We start from the raw sequence: 16956 nt of genomic DNA, 5'->3' as shown, positions 1-16956 counted from the left end.
ATAGGACAGCAGAAAAATTCATCGGGCACCAGGCGGGCTTCAGCGAGCTGCCTTCTCCTCCCCGATGACGGTCCGATCACCACCCACACTGGCGTGGCGGCACTCACCTTCAAGAAAGCGCACGCATTCCGTCAGCACATCTTCAGGCGGGCGACGTCCCCTGCCCCGCATCGTACATTCCCAGACATCCAGCACCCGCCAGCCGCTGGTGAGCAGCTGATCGCGCACCCGCCGGTCGCGCGCGACGTTACCGCTGATCTTGGCGCGCCAGAACTCATCGCGCGTCGCAGGCCAGCGAAACAGCGGACAGTCATGTCCATGCCAGAAGCAGCCATGCACAAAGATGACGGCCTGCCGTCGGGGGAAAACCAGGTCGGGTCTGCCGGGCAGGTTTTTTGCGTGAAGCCGGTAACGCCAGCCAAGGGCATGTAGCCCCCGCCGGATGATCATTTCAGGTTTGCTATCCTTTGGCCCGATGCCGGCCATCATCCGGCTGCGGACCTCGGGCGTGACGATGTCAGCCAACGGCGCGCCGTTTTGCCGGTGCGGCTCTCTGCGCGCGGTCGATCTCGAGCATCTCCATGAGGCTGGGCTCCATGAAGCGGGCGATCGCCTCGACCACTGGAACGACGACCGCATTGCCGAACTGGCGATAGGCCTGAGTGTCGGAAACCTTCTCCGAGCGAAGCCATTTCCGGCTGCCATGCTCAAACCCCATCAGGCGCGCGCACTCGGTGGGGGTCAGACGACGGGGACGCGTGCCCTTCTGTTCAACCAGAACCTCCGATCCATCCTTGTGGTAGCGGGCGGACAGCGTCCGGGTGACACCCTCCGGGCCGAACATGCTGTAGCCAAAGCCGTTGCCGGCCTTCTCATGCTTGGCCCTGTAGTCCTGCAGATACTCCCAGAGCCGCGGCGTGAGCGTGTATTTGGCATCGATCTCGTTGTGGGACTGGAGAATGCTGCCAAGCTTCGGCCACAGTTTCTGCTTCGGGATCATCCGGTCAAAATCATCGAAGCTGAAGCCTACCTCTTCCCTGAAACCGACGATGAAGATGCGCTCGCGCTTCTGCGGCACCCACGGCTCGGAGCTGATGACCCGGAAGTCGATTTTATACTGGAGCTCATCCTCGAGCGTTCGGCGGATCACCTCGAAGGTGTTGCCCCGGTCATGACGCTGGAGATGCTTCACATTCTCGAGCAGGAAGGCAGCCGGGCGGTGATGGCGCAGGATGGACTCGATCTCGAAAAACAGATTGCCCTGCTTCTCGTCAGCAAAACCATGCGCGCGGCCGAGGGAATTCTTCTTTGAGACACCCGCAAGAGAGAATGGCTGGCAGGGGAAGCCGGCAAGCAGCACATCATGTTCAGGAATGAGCGAAGGATCAGCACCATAGGGGCGGATGTCGCCGACCAGCCTGTGCTCTTTCGGATCGTCGGGAAAGTTCTTCCGGTAGGTCTCATTCGACCAGCGGTCCCATTCGCTGGTGAACACGCAGCGGCCGCCGATCGCCTCAAAGCCGAGGCGAAGTCCGCCGATGCCCGCGAACAGGTCGATGAACCGGAAGCGTGCTGGCGGTCGGGCAGCAAGGCGCGTGGTGGCAAGATGCTCCACCCGTTCCCGTACGAGCTTGGGCGGCTCCGCTTCACCAGCAACATAGCGGCGGATCTGGCGTGTGGAGACCCCCAGTTCCTCCTCCGCCTGTTCGAGCGACAGGCCCGACCGCGCGAACACTGCCCCGAAACCGCCATCTGACATGCTGCACCCCCAATTGCGTCACTTTCACCCTCTGGGTGAACGGATGACCTCATGGCACGGAGAGTCCCGCCGGGCAAGGGGATTATGTTCTGCTTATGTTTCAGTTGCGCCGAACAGGGTTCGGGGCCATCAGAGTGCATGGTCAACTCACCGACAGATGATCCGCACCTGGACGCGGCCGCACGAACAGTTGCCGCGCAGCATGAACTCGTACCATGGATGGACAGGCTGTGGCAGCCACAGGAGCTCAAATTCCGACCTCTGCCGGGGGAAATGCTGGAGCTGCTCAGGACATCAGCTGATTTCACGATGCCCGAGGCTGGCCGGCCCACGCTTCTTAACCTTGCGGCCGAAAATGCCGAGGCAGGGTTAGTGGTCTACCTTCACCCTGTAAGCAGGGAGCTTTATGCAATGGTCCCGGCCGCCGAAGCATCCTGATCCGGGTCAGTGCCAGCATTTTCTGCTGAACTGCCGCGCCGATCAGCCAGGATCCCGATGAACTGCCGACGAAACCTGATCGGGCGCGAATCTATAGTTGACCATGACGTTGATGAACTCTGAGGCCCGCAGGCCGCGGTGCGCACTGACGAAGGCCCTGCTGCCCGCAGCCCAGCCAGCCATAGTCGCCACTACCGGGCCCGGGCACGAGCTTTTCGGAAGCAGTTGTGCGGCACTGGCGGCCACTGCCATGCCGAGGAGCGCCCGCTGCCCTGTTTCACATGCGCAAACATCTGCCTGAGCCATCTTCACTCCACCTGATCCCTGTTGGATCTGTCACACCCGTCGGCCCGATTTGCAGGAGTTCATCGCGATGTTCGAGCAGGAAAAAAAGCCCCACTGAAGCAGACGCGACGGCGGGGCTGAAGTTGAGGGAAGTGTCGTTCCCAAGATGAAGGTAGAGGGAACGAGATGGCCAGGAAAGGCCAGATTGATGGAAGGTTCAGGTAACCTGGCCAGAACGGAGCAATGCATTCAATTGCGCCGACATCAGCCCTGCAGAACATGGGGTATAGAGCCATCCTTGTCGGCCGATTGCCACCGTGAGAGCATGGCTGACAACGGCCGAATTCAGAATAGCTTGTCAGCGACATCCGGCTCAGAAAAACGGCCTTCCCTTGCGGATAAAGCGGCCGGACCAGAGACGACCAGAAATTGCCGTGGATGGTCGTAGCCCGCGCTCCTGAAAGCTGACATGCTGCTGCGATAGTGAGGCGAAGGCAGCTTCCTATCTAAGCCCTCCACGCAAGGGGAGGAGCTGCGGCGGCAAGTTTACCATAACGTCTTCCCACCCCTTTCCCCGCGTCCTTGGCGGCATAGAGAGCTTCGTCTGCCCTGAGTCTGAGTTCCACGGTATCTGCCGCATCTTCCGGCAGGCAGGCAAATCCGATACTGGCGCCCACCCGCGCTGGCACGCCCTTGCCGGTGTCGTACGGGTAGCGTGAAACGGAGGTGATCAGTCGGTCGGCGAACGGGCCGACTTCGTCCGGCGCCATTCCCCGCACAACAATCATGAACTCGTCGCCCCCCACACGGGCCAGGAGATCGCCTGCGCGAAGAGCGTCGCGCAGGCGATGTGCCACCTGAGTGAGCAGGAGGTCTCCAGCACCGTGCCCCAACCGATCGTTCACCTGCTTGAAGCCATCCAGATCAATGCTGATGAGGGCCATCTGCCGCTCTGCGTCAGGGACTATCCGGCCAAGCGCCTGATCCATCCCCTGCCGGTTGAGGACACCGGTAAGAGAGTCATGTTCCGCCAGATGGCGCGCCTGAGCCTGCGCGGCGAGAGTTTGTATCATGGACCGATGAAAGGTCATGATGACCTGCATTGCACCCAGCAGGAAAGGCGGCGTGATCGGGACGATCACAAGGAGCCATGGCTCGCCAGATGTCATCGCGCCGGCGACAAACGGGATAACGCACAGGAGGATGAGCAGGAATGCAAACCGGGGAGCGGCATAGTTGCGGGCGCAGATTGGCCCGACCATCGCCATGACAAGGCTCGCTGAAAGAACGCTGAGGACAAGATCTCCGGAGGAGAGGGTGGTGAATGCAATCAGCCCCTGCAGCGCGCACCATGTGACGGATAGAAGAACGGATCTGTCAATCGTGGGCAGCTCTGTCGAGCTGCGCAGCTGTCGCTGAAGGCGACGCTGCCATTCTATCACGCGGCAGGCGGCAATCGCCGCCTCAACACCGATGAACAGCCACCAGATGGGGTATTCGCTGCGGAACCACGCAGTCAATAATATGACCAGGGTACTGAAGGATCCCAGCAGTGCCGCCAAAGGCGAGGTGAGAAGCTGCCCCAGCAGGAACGCGCGGCCAACCTCGTCAACGTCATCTGCCGGATTGAAGAGCCACTGGGCCGCGCGCAGCCGTGAGCCAAGCCTGGCTCGATCAGATCTGTCTTTGCCACTTTGATGCATGGCGCTCTGCCTGCCCAGAGCGTCTTGAAAAAACATTAAGCACGCGCTGAGTTGCAGCGAAAGGAGGTGACCTGTGACGTGGCGCCCGAAAATTCGGGGGTTGAACTGGCTCCGAGCTGACGGATAGTCCGGGTACGTGGGCAGGCCAAAGTAGCGCTGGGAGCGTTTGGGGCCCTCACATTGACAGAATTGATTACGATGCATTGTGGGCACCACACGATGATTGCGGCGTCAAGGCACCGAGCGGCCGACGGTATGGCGGGCAGTTCTCCCTTGGGACTGGCAATGGTGGATTGCTCAGGAAGATGGATCGAAGGGGATTGCGCTGAATCAACCGCCACAATCCAGAGTTTATCAAGGAGAGCCGCCGGGTCGCTGTCGACCAAATTTGCCCTTCATACCGGGAATAAATCTGCCCATAAGCGGTCATGAGTCCGGTTCGTTCGCTAGACCACTAGGGGCACATGTGAAGGCAATGCGATACCTATATATTTGTGTCATGGCACTATTCACCATCTCCATACCTGCCCTTGCCCAAGGCGGGTTCGGAGCATTGTTCAAGATGCCAGCAGACGGTGTAGCGGAAGGACGCTACCTCTCTAATGATCAGATTAGAACTTATGCCACCGCTGATCCCCATACTCCCTTCGACTTGCCTACAGCTATCCGCGAGAAGGCAGCACTGATGGCGCGGGCGAAGGGATTTCCCAATCTGGCGGTGATTAAGACACGCTGTTTTACGACACTCTATCTTGGAATTCCGCAGGCAAATAGCTGTTACTTGATCGCTATTATGCTGAAAGAAGGAGAAGAGGCTCAGCCAAAAAAGGGGGAGCCGGTTGAACACATCACTGTTGCCGATGTCATTTCTGCGCGGGCTAGAAGGTATGAGCAACGAGCCGGGATCACTGATACGGTGGATTGAAGGAGCGCGACAGACGCCCGCAGTGACGCGCCCCATACCTAGGATGACAAGGCGGAAAGCGACTATTTTTGGCCCTTCAACAGAGGATCTTACCGCCCCAGTACCGGTCGCTGGTTTTGGGCGACGCAGCGAGGCAAAGCGTCCGCTACGCGAGTTCCGAGTAGATTAATTGAGGCAAGTCGAGTGGCTCATATTCGAAGCCCATCATCGACATCGCAGCGGTAATCTGCCCCCTATGGTGGGTGGCATGGTTGAAGACATGGAAGAGCGCGGCCGCCATTGATAGAATGCGAGGCTGCCCCGTAGTCATGACAAAATGCAGGTCACCGCTCAGCGCGATCTCATCGAGGCTTTCAATTAACCTCGGCCATTGTGCCGTCGCTATGATCAGGCGGGACTCAAGGGCGGCTCGATCGCTTTCAATTTCGGCGTCGAGCGGGCGGCTAATCACTGAACCTCCGCTGAGCCGTGGGTACCAGATGAGACTATCAGCCAACAGTAGATGGTTAAGGCTACCATGCACCGAGCCGAAGAACAGGCCGCATTGCTTCCTGTAAAGATCGTCCGGCATCGGAGCTATGGATTTCAAAAGCCTTTCGGTCGCCCAGCCGTGGTACCGCGCCATTAGAGCAATCTGGTCTCTGGCTGAAACGATCATAATTGTCCTCCCCTGACAGTCACCACTTCGATCTGATCGAGCTAATCCAATTCATTTGGCATTGCCAACAGCCTGGAGCCAAGCAAACTTCTCGTCTATCCACCCAGCCATTCTTCGTGATTGGCCACCGCAGCGCTCTAGGAGCTGCCCAACCGCCCTCGACCACATCTTGTTTTCCGGTCCGCAATCTGGTGACCCAAAACCGGTCGTTGCGAAGTCAGCCTCAACAACGTAAGATGAGAGCAGCATCAAGAGTTGGGATCGACGCCCAACGCCAACCTGCCAATCCGGGCAAGGTGGCACTCCATAAGGAGGATGTGGCCGAACCGGCAACCAAACGGATCAAGCCACCGAGCGTCGAACCTTATCAAGGAGCGACGCGCTGTGCCGATAACGATTCCTGATAAGCTTCCCGCCCGATTTATCCTGGAGGCCGAAGGCGTCATGGTAATGAGCGAAGCCGACGCGGTGTGCCAAGACGTCAGACCGTTGCGGATCGGCCTGCTCAATCTCATGCCGGACAAAATCAGCACCGAAACTCAGCTCGCGCGGCTGCTTGGAGCGACACCGCTCCAGATCGAGTTAACCCTTGTACGGATCAGTAATCACGTCGCCCGCAATACGTCCCCCGACCACATGGCAGCTTTTTATCGGCCGTGGAGCGACGTTAGCATGGAGAAATTCGACGGCTTCATCATCACGGGAGCGCCAGTCGAGCGCCTACCTTATAGCGCTGTTCACTATTGGGGGGAGCTATGCTCAATCCTCGATTGGACGCAGACCCATGTCCATCGATGCTTCACGATCTGTTGGGCCGCGCAGGCCGCCCTATTTCACTTCCACGGCGTACCAAAGCGCGACCTATCGCGCAAAGCATTCGGCGTGTTCCGGCACGGCAATCTTGCTCCGATGTCGCCGTATCTTAGAGGCTTTTCAGACACGTTCGATGTTCCCGTATCTCGTTGGACGGAAGTTTGCCAAAGTGCCTTAGCTGATGCGAACAGTCTGGAAGTCTTAGCGGGTAGCGACGAGGTAGGCGCAGGCCTCGTTAATGACCGTACGCACCACACGCTATATATGTTCAATCATCTCGAATATGACACGGATACGCTGGCGGTCGAGTATCGACGCGATGGCACAGCACAACTCCCTGCACACTATTTTCCCGTTGATGATCCCACACGGACGCCCGAAAACCGTTGGCGCAGCCAGGCACACCTGCTGTTCGGGAATTGGATAAACGAAATCCATCAGACCACTCCGTTCAACGTCGCCGCGATCCGTGCAGATCCTCCTATCGGCACCGTAGCCTAAAGTTAAGACCCGACCAGCGGCAGGCGACCATTTGTTGCCGTACGGATGGTGCACTTCTAACGTGATTAGCGGAGACATAATTCGACGAGTAGGAGAGACCGGCATGGCGACTGCGATAACTTGGGCGGGGTGTTTAGCGATGTTGATCGTCGGCACGAGTTGCACGACCACAGTGGATGCCGAAACGCGGAAGATCGCCACATTCAAGAGCATTGATGAGGGTTGGGTGCTGAAAATTCGCAATGGTGAAGGGCGTCTCATTGAACAGGGGGCTCCGCAGATATGGCGGGGAACCGTTGGGCGCGCCCTTGAGGGACGCGAGATCAAATCTACGTTTGTTTGGACTTATGTTGTGGCAGGGGAAGCTGATGATCAGCAGCGGGCCTTATCGATGCGCTTCGCGAAAGAAGATTGCCGTGACAGCGAAGGCAAATCGTATCCCTTCAGCATCACTCTGCATTTTGAAGGCAGCCCCGCCCAAGGCGGATGCGGAAACCGGCTTCCATGAACTACAACTCGCATGCTCGGCTTGGCAGCTTGTCCGCCGAAACTGTAGGTCCGCTCTCCGTCCGCTAATATAATTATCGCCGGCAAATCATTTCGAGCCGCCGATAACCCGCTAGTCCGGTTCAGAGCCGAAATGCTCCCAGCGGCAGGCGACCAATTGTCGACATTCAATCGCCGATTTTTCTTTCCCAAGAGCAGACCACGAATTACCTCGTGCCTATCATGTAATTACGCTGGTCTTCATACGACATCGTCGAAAGATATCCGCTTTCAAGTGTGTCGTAGAAATGCCTGATGGATATAATCTCTCCGTCGCTTATCTTGGTTTTTATGTGCTCCCAGACCCGCTTGTCGCCCCCTTGCCACTGTAACTCTACTTTGTCCGCAAAAAATTTGGGCCAGAAGAAGCCGTTTGTCGAGCTGCGGAGTTGTATTCCTCGAACCCGTGTCATCTCCGCGATCCTCTTCAAAAAATATCGGCGGCGATGCTGGGCATCTACGGGGATGAGCTTCAAACTATCAGCTTCAAACAAGACTTTGGTCAAAGGTTCGACCTTGAGACGTTGTGCTTCTGCTTCACGTATTTTCGAGAAAAGCGGCCAATCAAGCCACATCATCTGCATGCGGCGCATGGGAGAGAGCGCGAGCCATTCTGGCGCACCGGCCAAACGAAAGATCGCCTCGTCAGTCATGGGCTGCTTGCGCTTTACGTACATCGCAGCCGCTACTAGCAATGTCGCTAGCAAATACGCCCAAAATACCGTGTCATTCATGCCGTTCAGAAACTTGCTAATGAGACCGAAAAGACCGATCGGGATCGCCGCGAAGCACAGTACGGAGAACGTTACTTGATATCGCGACATGGACGGCCTCTCGCGGCGATGCTTCCTGCTGCAATAATCGCCTAGACCAATCCTGTCGAGTAACCCCCATCTCGGCTTGGTCAGCGATTATCGTCTGCATATTGCTGCCGACTTGGGGCTTAGCGGCACAACAGCGGACAGTCCCCTTCCCCTCAACCGTCGTGACGAAGTTCGTCCTTATAGACGACGATTGCGTCCCCTTGAAGCAAAGCTGTCTCTGCTGCCGAACGCAGGATATCGTCTTCAATGAGGTCCGGATCGAGCAGATGCTTAATCCGCGTTACAGCACCTTCGGACCAGTGGCACTTGTTGAGCACGTCTTTTGCTCTCCGTCGGGCGGTGTCCTGATCCGGTGCAGTCAGGAAAACCATTATGGCGTGACGTGCACCGGGGCGAAAGCCGGTGGCTTGCTGCGCCACGGCTTCCCCAAGAAGCATGAAAAGCCATTCCTCCATAGGCTTCGTTTGGCAGATCGCGGACCTCGCATCAACGACAGTTATCCTGCCAACGCTGCCCCAGAGCAGACGGTCGCCAATCCACCCGCGACCGTCATAGGTGGGCAGCGAATCATGCCATGCCGCCGATAACCTGCTGGTCCGATTGAGATTGCAAGCCGCCCAGCGGCAGGCGACCAATTGCGGACGTCCACGAATTGGATAGAATAATCGTATGGTTCGGTCTCTTAAGCGCATGTGGCTTTGGCTGCTTCCCCTTTTGATGGCTATGTTCTGTGCCGACTGGTGGCGCGATGGTTTTCATTCCGCGGTTGAAAAACTTCCGATGCGAATAGCTGCCTATGTGACTGTGAGCTTATTTTTTGCCTGCTGCGAGCGATACCGAAATCGGCGGAAGCAGAAGTTCCACTAACCACCCGGCATCGTCGCTCCCGTCCCAAGAACGGCTCTGTGCTGGGATAACCCGCTGGTCCGGTTAAGGATTGGAAAGCTGCCTAGCGGTAAGCGACCAGCTTTTGCCATTGGCGAGGTTGACCGCCCTGCGCGATAGCGGTCATCAGCGGCGTGGTGAAGGCTTCCGCGTCCACAGCCCTACGGATCGAGGTATAAAGTAAGCGCAGCTAAGAATGCTGGCGCCCGTTATGCCAAGCACGGTGTTGGTAGCCGCTTCACTCTCAGAAATTGCAGCATGGCCAAGCATTGCCAACGTCAGGGATACCGTGAACGCGGCGAGTGATAGAGCCGTGCCTGCATGAACATGCTTTCTTTTCATGCCGAAAGATTACCCTCGGCGTATGCTAACAGGCAATAGGTGGTCGTTAACCCGCCAGTCCGCTTACCACCCGCTTTCGACATCCCTGATGGCCAACGACACTGTGGATCACCTTAAAGCCGTCCGACCGTTGTCCAGAGAGGGTAATTGGCGCCGGGTAGTCTGTGCGGGGTGGACAACGGAACTTCTGAGTGCGCAACGAAATAAGAACTGACCGACGTGAATTACTTCCGGTGGTACAATGGGGTGACTGAGTCCTGGAAGTAGCCATTCCTCCGACTGCGGCTGACATGATGAGCGAGGACCCACCACAAGCCTGTGGTAAAGCCGTAGGGAGTACCCAGCGCAAGGAACCATATCGGCGCACTGTCTGCGGCCACGCCACCGAAGCCAACTGCGAGAGCGAACATGATAATGAACGCGCCGACCACCCCACTGATTACAACTCCGCTGTAGGCTTTCTTCCGCGATCCGCGATCGCGAAAAAACAGGTAGACTGGCAGTAATACGGCGACTGAACCAAATCCCGTAAACGGCATCAGGCTTGCCCCGACTCCGATCAAGTCGCTCCAGCTTGCTTGCCAGATATTTTCTGCTTTCAATGATCCGGCGAGAAGCAACGTACCTGACATCGAGCCTAGTGCCGAACTGAAGAGCGTGACGAATATACCGCGGGCAATCTCAAGTGGCGCAGGCATCCTCATGCACGCGCCTTATTCAGCAGCATCAAAGCCGTCAAATGTTCGCACCTCTTCTGGCAGGCTTCGAGTTCGAGGCATGCCTGTCTGCGGCGGGCGCTACTTACATACGCGCACAGCAGGTGACAGGCGCCGCAGGGTGTACAACATGCGGCAAGCGATAACGATGGGTGGCAAGCGGATGGACTGCTTCAGGGCCAGGAACGACAGCTAATCATCCCAAGGTTCTGGCTTTAGCCTTGCTGCTTCGTGACGAAGCCGCTTTGCCTACCAGGGCAAGTGCACCAGTATAGGCACCTGCGAGAATTATCGACGCTGCGGCTGCGGCATAGTGGGCGTCATCCTTGAACGCTAAGCTGGTCCCGACCGTCAGAAGCAACATGAATGCATAGTTTATCATGACTGAGGCTTGTCCGCGTATCAGCAGATATATCGACAGGGCGAGGGCCGCGCCCGCCAACACGCCTCCAACAATCCCAAGATGCGCGGGCAATGCATGGACAAGGTAAGCTAATCCCAGCCCACCTAAAGAGCCTGCCAGCGCCGGTGCGAACTCCTTCGGCGCCATCCCCTTGATGCCTGTCCAATAAAGAACAAAGAGGAAGCCCGCAAAGAGGAATTCGGAGACCCCGATCATTTGCCCAATGGCAAGAAGCAAGCCGATGAGGGGCACTAGTGCAACCAATATGATGACGGCTTGCAATGGTGTGGCCGCCGAGGTCTCCTCGGATGAAGGTGTTTGCTCAGTCATACTCCGCCTCTCCTGTTATCGCGCATTTGATTTCGCCTTGTAAGGCGGAACATTCGCGGATTTCCCGCCTCGCTCTGGGTGGAATTGTATCCTGCAATCCTGCCGCGAGCCTTACGTAACTCACAGAATACTGAAAATTGCCATTGCCGGTCACGTCACCTTATGGTCGTCATTCACCTTTGTGGAGCAGCCGATTTACCACCCACCGAACCGCAAGCCCTGTGATAAGCGCTACCGCAGCAGATGGCAGCATGACTTGCGACCAAAAGCCCTTACCGCACGGAGTATCAGGTGCGCAGTCACCCAAGGAATCAACCATTAAGAGGATGATGAAGATCGGGAGCGTGATGAGCAAAGATATGCCGCAGGCCCACTTACCACCCCGCGTTCTACCGCCCCGGTATCCACCATCATCCATCCGCCGATATTACCAAGCGAACGAATGTCCGCTAGTGGCATCAACGAATCGACATGCGAACGGCAATTTCTGGTTGCTTTGGGCCAGGCCGGTTTTTCGGGCATCAGCGGACAGGCGGTTAGCGGGATGGATTGACGCCAATCCGCGCGGCGAATGGCAACGGAGGGTGGATTGGGGACTGTCCGGTTTCCGCTGCTCAAGGACGAAAGCAGACCTTCACAATACCCTGCCGCCTCAAGGCCTTACAACTTCGCCATCTTCCTTGGCGAACTGATCGGGCAGTCGGTCTAGCAGCGTCAGCACGACCTCAGATGGGCGGCACAGTTTCGTGCCCTTGGGGGTGACCACGATCGGGCGATTTACAAGGATCGGATGCTCAATCATCGCCGCTAGGATTTCATCGTCTGATACTTGCCCATTCAGCAAGCCCAGTTCGGCAGCGTGGGTCCCTTTTTCTCGCAGCACGTTGCGCGCCGAAGTGCCCATGTCGGACAACAGGCGTTCAAGCAACGGACGCGTCCAGCCAACCTTGGCATATTCGACAATCTGCGGGACACACCCCGCTGCCTCGATCATTGCGAGTGCGTTGCGGGAGGTGCCGCAGCCAGGATTGTGATAAATGGTGATCGGAAAGCCTTCAGGCATGTGTGGGCTTCTCCATTATAAGCCAGCCGAACATCCCAAGCCCGATGACCGCGCCCACAATCTGACTGATAACGAATAGGGGAACGGACGATGCTGCGATCCCAGCAAAACTATCGGTAAGGCTGCGAGCGACCGTCACGGCGGGGTTGGCGAACGAGGTTGATGCGGTGAACCAGTAGGCAGCGGTGATATAAAGGCCGACCGCGGTGGGGGTGAAATCGGGTCGGGACCGTTGGGTAGTCAATATCGTTCCAATGAGGCCAAAACTCGCGATGGCCTCTGCAAAGCCTTGGCCCCAGCCATCGCGTAGGTTGGTGGATATCTGCCACACCGGTTCCGCAAACATGGTATGGGCGGCCCATACACCAATCACCGCGCCACCGAATTGCGCCGCCACATACAATAGTGCGGTGCGGGGCGCAGTCTCCCCTCGCAATAGGAAAACCATTGTCACCCCCGGGTTGAAATGCGCGCCCGACACTGGCGCAAACATATGGATCAGAACGATCAACCCCGCACCTGTCGCTATAGTGTTTCCCAACAGTGCGATGGCATCATTACCGGCAGCAAGGCGCTGCCCCATAATGCCCGAGCCGACGACAATCGCCAGCAACATGGCCGTGCCCAACGCCTCGGCAGCGATATTTCGAACCAAGGTCATCGGGACGGGCAACATTGGGTGGCCTCTGCCATTTGCGCCAGCGGAGCGCATATCTCAGGCCGTCCTCCGCAACAGTCCGAGACGAGAAACTCTAAAAGATTGCGCATTCCTTCGAAGTCAGCAGAGTAGATTACCGACCGGCCTTCTCGACGGGACTGGATCAAACCTGCATGTCCCAGAATGTTCAGATGGGTTGAGAGCGTGTTTGGCAACACCCCAACCTCGCGCGCTATTTCTCCAGCGGGCACGCCTTCCGCCCCCGCTCGAACAAGCAGACGGAATACGGCCAGCCTGTGGCCATGTGCCAGCGCCGAAAGTGCTTCAACGGCGTCAGGTAGCTGCACCCGCTGATGCTGCTGCTTCACCACTGGAAATCCTATATTGATTATTCGGATTTATCCGAAATATCGAACTGTATGACCGTTGGCAATGGCCGCTTACCGGCACCCACCGCAATCCTACAGATTTCCACTTCTGGTCGTTAGCGGATAGACGGCTTACGACAGCACCTAACAGGCCGTTCACAGATTTCCTGCCATGACCTCAGGACAAAATTTCTGCGCCTGCTTTTTCCAATCGCCATCGATTGCCGCAGCAGACAGCAGTGAGACTGTATCAAGCCCTCCCCCCTGCCGACCAGACAGTAGGGCCTCTGTTACGTCGGGGGAGAGGAATGCCAGCCGCAACACGCGTGTCATCCACGAGGCGGTCACCTTTTCCCGCAGGGCCAGCGTTTTGATATCGACGGCTTCGCTCCTGAGGATCCGCCACCATCGGTGGGCCCTGGCGAGAAGCCGGACAAGGCTCGCGTCGATCTCGGCCGAGGCGCGGGCGCCGCTGTCGTCTATGAACCGCAGGGCGCGTCCGGAACGGGTGAGGCGGACATCCGAAATCAGGGTAACTGGTCCCGAGTGCTGCGGCGCGAGGCCGAGTATCGATGATATTGCTGACCCCGAGCAGCAGATGCTGATCCTTCCGGTATCAACTTCCACAAATTCGATGAGATCGAGCATGATGCTGCGATCCCGTGCCCGTGCGGCGCCAGCCGCCTGCCCACCCGCCGCAATCAGGCGGTTCAGATCATGCCCGTCAAGCCCCAGACCCGCCTCGGCTGCGAGTGAGAGCGGATCTTCCAGTGCGGCTGCGAGCCGCTCCGTTACAGCATTCTCCAGTTCACGGGCTGGCAGTCTCAGCGGGGCGATATTGTCATCCCCATCCTTCCGGCTGGCATAGTAGCGGTATCGAACCTTTCCCTTGGTCGCATGATCCGGAACAAGTGGGACTCCGTCGGCGCACCGCACCAGCCCGGCCAGCAGGCTGGGGCTGCTCGCACGTCTGCCGGAGCGCTGCCCCTGCCGGTTGTGGGCAAGCTTCGCCTGCACCTGTTCCCACAGACCGGTATCGATGATGGGCCTGTGCAGTCCCGGATGAACCGTATCGTGGTGGCGTATCTCGCCCAGATAGGTCCGGCAGCCCAGCATCAGATAAAGCTGGCCTCGGGTGAAGGGACGGCCGCCGATATGCTTTCCGGTCGCCGTGCTACGTGCGGGGGCCAGTACGCCTTCCCTTTTCAGGCTCTCGGCAAGCAGCCGGACATTGCCAATCACGAGATAACGCCGGAAGATGTGCGTAACGATCGCTGCGTGTTCAGGAACGATCGCGAGGGTGCGCCCGTCCGGTCGATAGCCGAGCGGTGGAATGCCGCCCATCCACATGCCCTTCGCCTTCGAGGCCGCGATCTTGTCCCGGATGCGCTCTGCCGTCACTTCCCGTTCGAACTGCGCGAAGGACAGCAGCATGTTGAGCGTCAGCCTGCCCATGCTGGTGGTGGTGTTGAATGCCTGCGTCACCGACACGAAGGAAACGCTGGCGCCATCGAACGCTTCGACCAGCTTCGCAAAATCGAGGAGCGAGCGCGTCAGGCGATCGACCTTGTAGACGACGATGATGTCGACGCGGCCGTTCGCGACATCTTCGAGCAGCCGTTTGAGGCCAGCGCGCTCGAGTGTTCCGCCCGAGATGCCGCCGTCATCATAGCGTTCGGCAAGCTGGGTCCATCCCTCCCCCGCCTGCGAGAGGATATAGGCGGCACAGGCTTCGCGCTGTGCATCGAGAGAATTGAAGTCCTGTTCCAGCCCTTCCTCGCTCGACTTGCGGGTGTAAATGGCGCAGCGGACCGTCTTCATGCTGCAGCCTTCCGCCTGAGGCCAAAGAACGCGGGCCCGGACCAGCGGGTGCCCGTGATTGCCCGTGCGACCTCGCTCAGGGACCGCCACTCCCTGCCATTCCAGCGGATCACCCGGTCTTCCCCGACAGTAACCACATGAGCTGTACCGTTCCATTCGCGGATCAGCCGCATCCCCACTCTCGCCTCTGCCGTCCGGCTTTTTGTGCCGGCGAGCTGAGCAAGTTTCTGGCTGGTCTGCCGGGACAGACCGCCATTCGCCCTTGCCTGCCATTCCCAGGCGAGAGCTAGGCGCATCATGGAGGGGCTGATACGGGGCGGAGCAGACCCGGTAAGGCGCTGCCATTCAGCTTTCAGGGCTGCGGAGGACATCGCCGCAAGAGCGGCGATCTGCCGTTCCGTCGGGTTCATCAGGCAACTGTCCCGCACCGGTAACAGGTCCTGCCTTCGCGCGTATCACGTTCGACCGGATGGCCCTTCTTCCTGAGGCCCGTCAGCGCCGCACGCACGGTGTGGGGCAGCCAACCGGTTGCCTCGGTCAGTTCGGCCACCACCGCGCCTCCGGGACGCTGGAGCAGGCTCAGCAGCAGTGCAGCCTTGGTAGGGCGCGCCGGAGAAACGTCCGCCTGCGGGCTCTCCCCTGCCCCGCCCCTGTCGGCTTGGACCTCCGTCTCTACTCCGATAATTTTCAGCCCCGCCGCAGTGATGTGAAGTGACGGCTCGGACCCTGCCGATGCCCGCTCTTCGGCAAGGTGACGCCGGATCAGTGCACCGGCAGCCTTCGCCCCACCGCGCGGGTCCACGCCCGCGGGCAGCGGGTAAAGGCAGCCGTCGTCGCGTCGGGATGCGGCAGAAAGCAGTATGCACTGAAGATCGCTGAGTCTGGTCATGGGTGGCCCTTTCGATAGCGAACGGCATCAGCGCCGTTCCCACCACCCACAGCCCCGACCGTCATTGGGTCAGGGTTGCTGCATGGATCATGATTGCGATCCATGTACGTGCTGTTCGCTCGAGTGTGACCCAAAGTCGAGAGGTTTCTCGCTCAAGTCTTCGGGTAGAACTGCTCTCCCCATTCTTCCGGCGCGGCCGGGACGCTGAAGAAGGTCGATCCAGAAGTACGCCGCACCATGACAGACCGCGTTACGGTCACCGTTGAAGCCGCTGGGAGCCGCGCCGTGCAGCTTCCCCCACAACCATCTGTAGATCAGGGCAGGCCAACGCCTTGAATTACGCAGCGACCCAACGCTCGTGCTGTTCGCTCCAGCAGAAGGGAATTTCGAGCTCGAACGGTATGCCAGCCCACCTCATTTACTGACAGTTTCGGGCAAGCTGATCCCCTGCCTTCGCAACCCGAACTGCAGCCGGTGGCGGCCGGCTGGCGCTTTCCTGACAGAGCCTTCAGCTGATCACGTTTGCGGAGCCGCAGCTTCGATCGCCGCCTTCAGCTTTACCGCAGCATCTGCCGAAACGGTTTGAACGGTGCGCTTGCCTGTGCTGGGATCAGTCTGATGGAACCGGAATTCCTTGCCCTTCATTGGTCCGGAAATCAGATCAGCAATCATGATCTCACGCTGCCTGTTTTCGGCATTCGCGAAAGGAGCGATCAGATCGATCAGCCATATCTGATCGCCATCTGCCCACTCCTCCAAGGTTAGGCGATTTTCCGGCTCGATCACCCCCGCTTCCAGCTTTGCAACCGCCGCTGGCCCGCACTTTGCCCACATGGCAAGGCCTACCGGCTGCTGCCCATCGCGGAACATGTAGAACTGCTGATGGATAAGGGCTGGCATTACCAGCCACTCGAGGTCGCCGATGGTCAGCTCCTTATGCAAGGGCGATTGGGTGAGGAGCCATGTCATCTCACCGAGGAAATGACTGACCGTGGGGGCGTTCTGTGATGCGTTATCCATAGAACCCGC

General features: G+C 58.5%; 18 protein-coding genes and 1 riboswitch. Of the genes, 3 read left to right on the top strand and 15 right to left on the bottom strand.

The genetic code is table 11. The annotated features are described in order from the left end of the window. Positions 1 to 39: 39 nt before the first annotated feature. From MU848_RS03735 to MU848_RS03725, 3 genes are all read right to left on the bottom strand, one after another. Positions 40 to 525, bottom strand: a complete 486-nt coding sequence (locus MU848_RS03735; RefSeq protein ID WP_247230277.1) for a very short patch repair endonuclease — start codon at positions 523 to 525, stop codon at positions 40 to 42. Continuing rightward, a complete protein-coding gene (gene dcm / locus MU848_RS03730) occupies positions 518 to 1735 on the bottom strand; it encodes a DNA (cytosine-5-)-methyltransferase (RefSeq protein ID WP_247230276.1) in 1218 nt (405 codons plus the stop codon). The genes MU848_RS03735 and dcm overlap by 8 nt, the downstream gene beginning before the upstream one ends. Before the next feature lie 1253 nt (positions 1736 to 2988). Beyond that, a complete protein-coding gene (locus MU848_RS03725) occupies positions 2989 to 4185 on the bottom strand; it encodes a GGDEF domain-containing protein (protein ID WP_247230275.1) in 1197 nt (398 codons plus the stop codon). Positions 4186 to 4684: 499 nt separating this feature from the next. On the opposite strand from MU848_RS03725, the gene MU848_RS03720 reads away from it, so the two are divergent. Beyond that, positions 4685 to 5110 carry a hypothetical protein gene (locus MU848_RS03720; RefSeq protein WP_247230274.1) on the top strand — a complete coding sequence of 142 codons (426 nt, stop codon included), beginning with the start codon at positions 4685 to 4687 and terminating at the stop codon, positions 5108 to 5110. Between the two features lie 145 nt (positions 5111 to 5255). Here the strand turns inward: MU848_RS03720 and MU848_RS03715 are convergent, their stop codons facing one another. Further along, on the bottom strand, positions 5256 to 5768 hold the full coding sequence (locus tag MU848_RS03715; RefSeq protein WP_247230273.1) for a DinB family protein: 513 nt from the start codon (positions 5766 to 5768) through the stop codon (positions 5256 to 5258). 240 nt (positions 5769 to 6008) lie between these two features. Beyond that, positions 6009 to 6115: riboswitch (SAM-I-IV-variant riboswitch) on the top strand. Between the two features lie 37 nt (positions 6116 to 6152). Here MU848_RS03715 and MU848_RS03710 point away from each other — a divergent pair. Further along, positions 6153 to 7082 (top strand): homoserine O-succinyltransferase, encoded by a 930-nt coding sequence (locus MU848_RS03710; RefSeq protein ID WP_247230272.1) that lies wholly within the window; start codon positions 6153 to 6155, stop codon positions 7080 to 7082. 103 nt (positions 7083 to 7185) lie between these two features. After that, positions 7186 to 7590, top strand: a complete 405-nt coding sequence (locus MU848_RS03705) for a hypothetical protein (RefSeq protein WP_247230271.1) — start codon at positions 7186 to 7188, stop codon at positions 7588 to 7590. Between the two features lie 205 nt (positions 7591 to 7795). On the opposite strand, the gene MU848_RS03700 is transcribed toward MU848_RS03705, so the two are convergent. The 11 genes from MU848_RS03700 to MU848_RS03650 all read right to left on the bottom strand — a co-directional run bounded on the left by MU848_RS03700 (position 7796) and on the right by MU848_RS03650 (position 16947). Next, positions 7796 to 8452 (bottom strand): hypothetical protein, encoded by a 657-nt coding sequence (locus MU848_RS03700; protein WP_247230270.1) that lies wholly within the window; start codon positions 8450 to 8452, stop codon positions 7796 to 7798. A gap of 152 nt (positions 8453 to 8604) precedes the next feature. Then, positions 8605 to 8907: a hypothetical protein gene (locus tag MU848_RS03695; RefSeq protein WP_247230269.1), complete on the bottom strand. Its 303-nt coding sequence runs from the start codon at positions 8905 to 8907 to the stop codon at positions 8605 to 8607. Positions 8908 to 9903: 996 nt separating this feature from the next. Continuing rightward, the gene (locus MU848_RS03690) at positions 9904 to 10377 is read right to left on the bottom strand and encodes a hypothetical protein (RefSeq protein WP_247230268.1); all 474 of its coding nucleotides are present in this window, start codon (positions 10375 to 10377) and stop codon (positions 9904 to 9906) included. A 214-nt stretch (positions 10378 to 10591) separates the two neighbouring features. Continuing rightward, positions 10592 to 11128, bottom strand: a complete 537-nt coding sequence (locus tag MU848_RS03685; RefSeq protein ID WP_247230267.1) for a hypothetical protein — start codon at positions 11126 to 11128, stop codon at positions 10592 to 10594. 652 nt (positions 11129 to 11780) lie between these two features. Next, positions 11781 to 12191, bottom strand: a complete 411-nt coding sequence (arsC, locus tag MU848_RS03680) for an arsenate reductase (glutaredoxin) (RefSeq protein ID WP_247230266.1) — start codon at positions 12189 to 12191, stop codon at positions 11781 to 11783. Then, positions 12184 to 12852: an aquaporin gene (locus MU848_RS03675; RefSeq protein WP_247230265.1), complete on the bottom strand. Its 669-nt coding sequence runs from the start codon at positions 12850 to 12852 to the stop codon at positions 12184 to 12186. The genes arsC and MU848_RS03675 overlap by 8 nt, the downstream gene beginning before the upstream one ends. Then, positions 12849 to 13196, bottom strand: a complete 348-nt coding sequence (locus MU848_RS03670) for an ArsR/SmtB family transcription factor (RefSeq protein ID WP_247231638.1) — start codon at positions 13194 to 13196, stop codon at positions 12849 to 12851. Before MU848_RS03670 ends, MU848_RS03675 begins: the two co-directional genes overlap by 4 nt. A gap of 177 nt (positions 13197 to 13373) precedes the next feature. Then, a complete protein-coding gene (locus MU848_RS03665) occupies positions 13374 to 15038 on the bottom strand; it encodes a recombinase family protein (RefSeq protein ID WP_247230264.1) in 1665 nt (554 codons plus the stop codon). Beyond that, positions 15035 to 15448, bottom strand: a complete 414-nt coding sequence (locus tag MU848_RS03660) for a DUF2924 domain-containing protein (protein ID WP_247230263.1) — start codon at positions 15446 to 15448, stop codon at positions 15035 to 15037. The genes MU848_RS03665 and MU848_RS03660 overlap by 4 nt, the downstream gene beginning before the upstream one ends. Then, a complete protein-coding gene (locus MU848_RS03655) occupies positions 15448 to 15927 on the bottom strand; it encodes a DUF3489 domain-containing protein (protein WP_247230262.1) in 480 nt (159 codons plus the stop codon). The genes MU848_RS03660 and MU848_RS03655 overlap by 1 nt, the downstream gene beginning before the upstream one ends. Positions 15928 to 16443: 516 nt before the next feature. After that, entirely contained in the window at positions 16444 to 16947 is a 504-nt protein-coding gene (locus MU848_RS03650; protein ID WP_247230261.1) for a toxin-activating lysine-acyltransferase, read from the bottom strand. Between the last annotated feature and the right edge of the window lie 9 nt (positions 16948 to 16956).

The organism is Sphingobium agri (genome assembly GCF_023051225.1).
Lineage (GTDB): Bacteria > Pseudomonadota > Alphaproteobacteria > Sphingomonadales > Sphingomonadaceae > Sphingobium > Sphingobium agri.
Note: the sequence above shows the minus strand (reverse complement) of the source record. Positions and strands in the feature narration are given on the sequence as shown.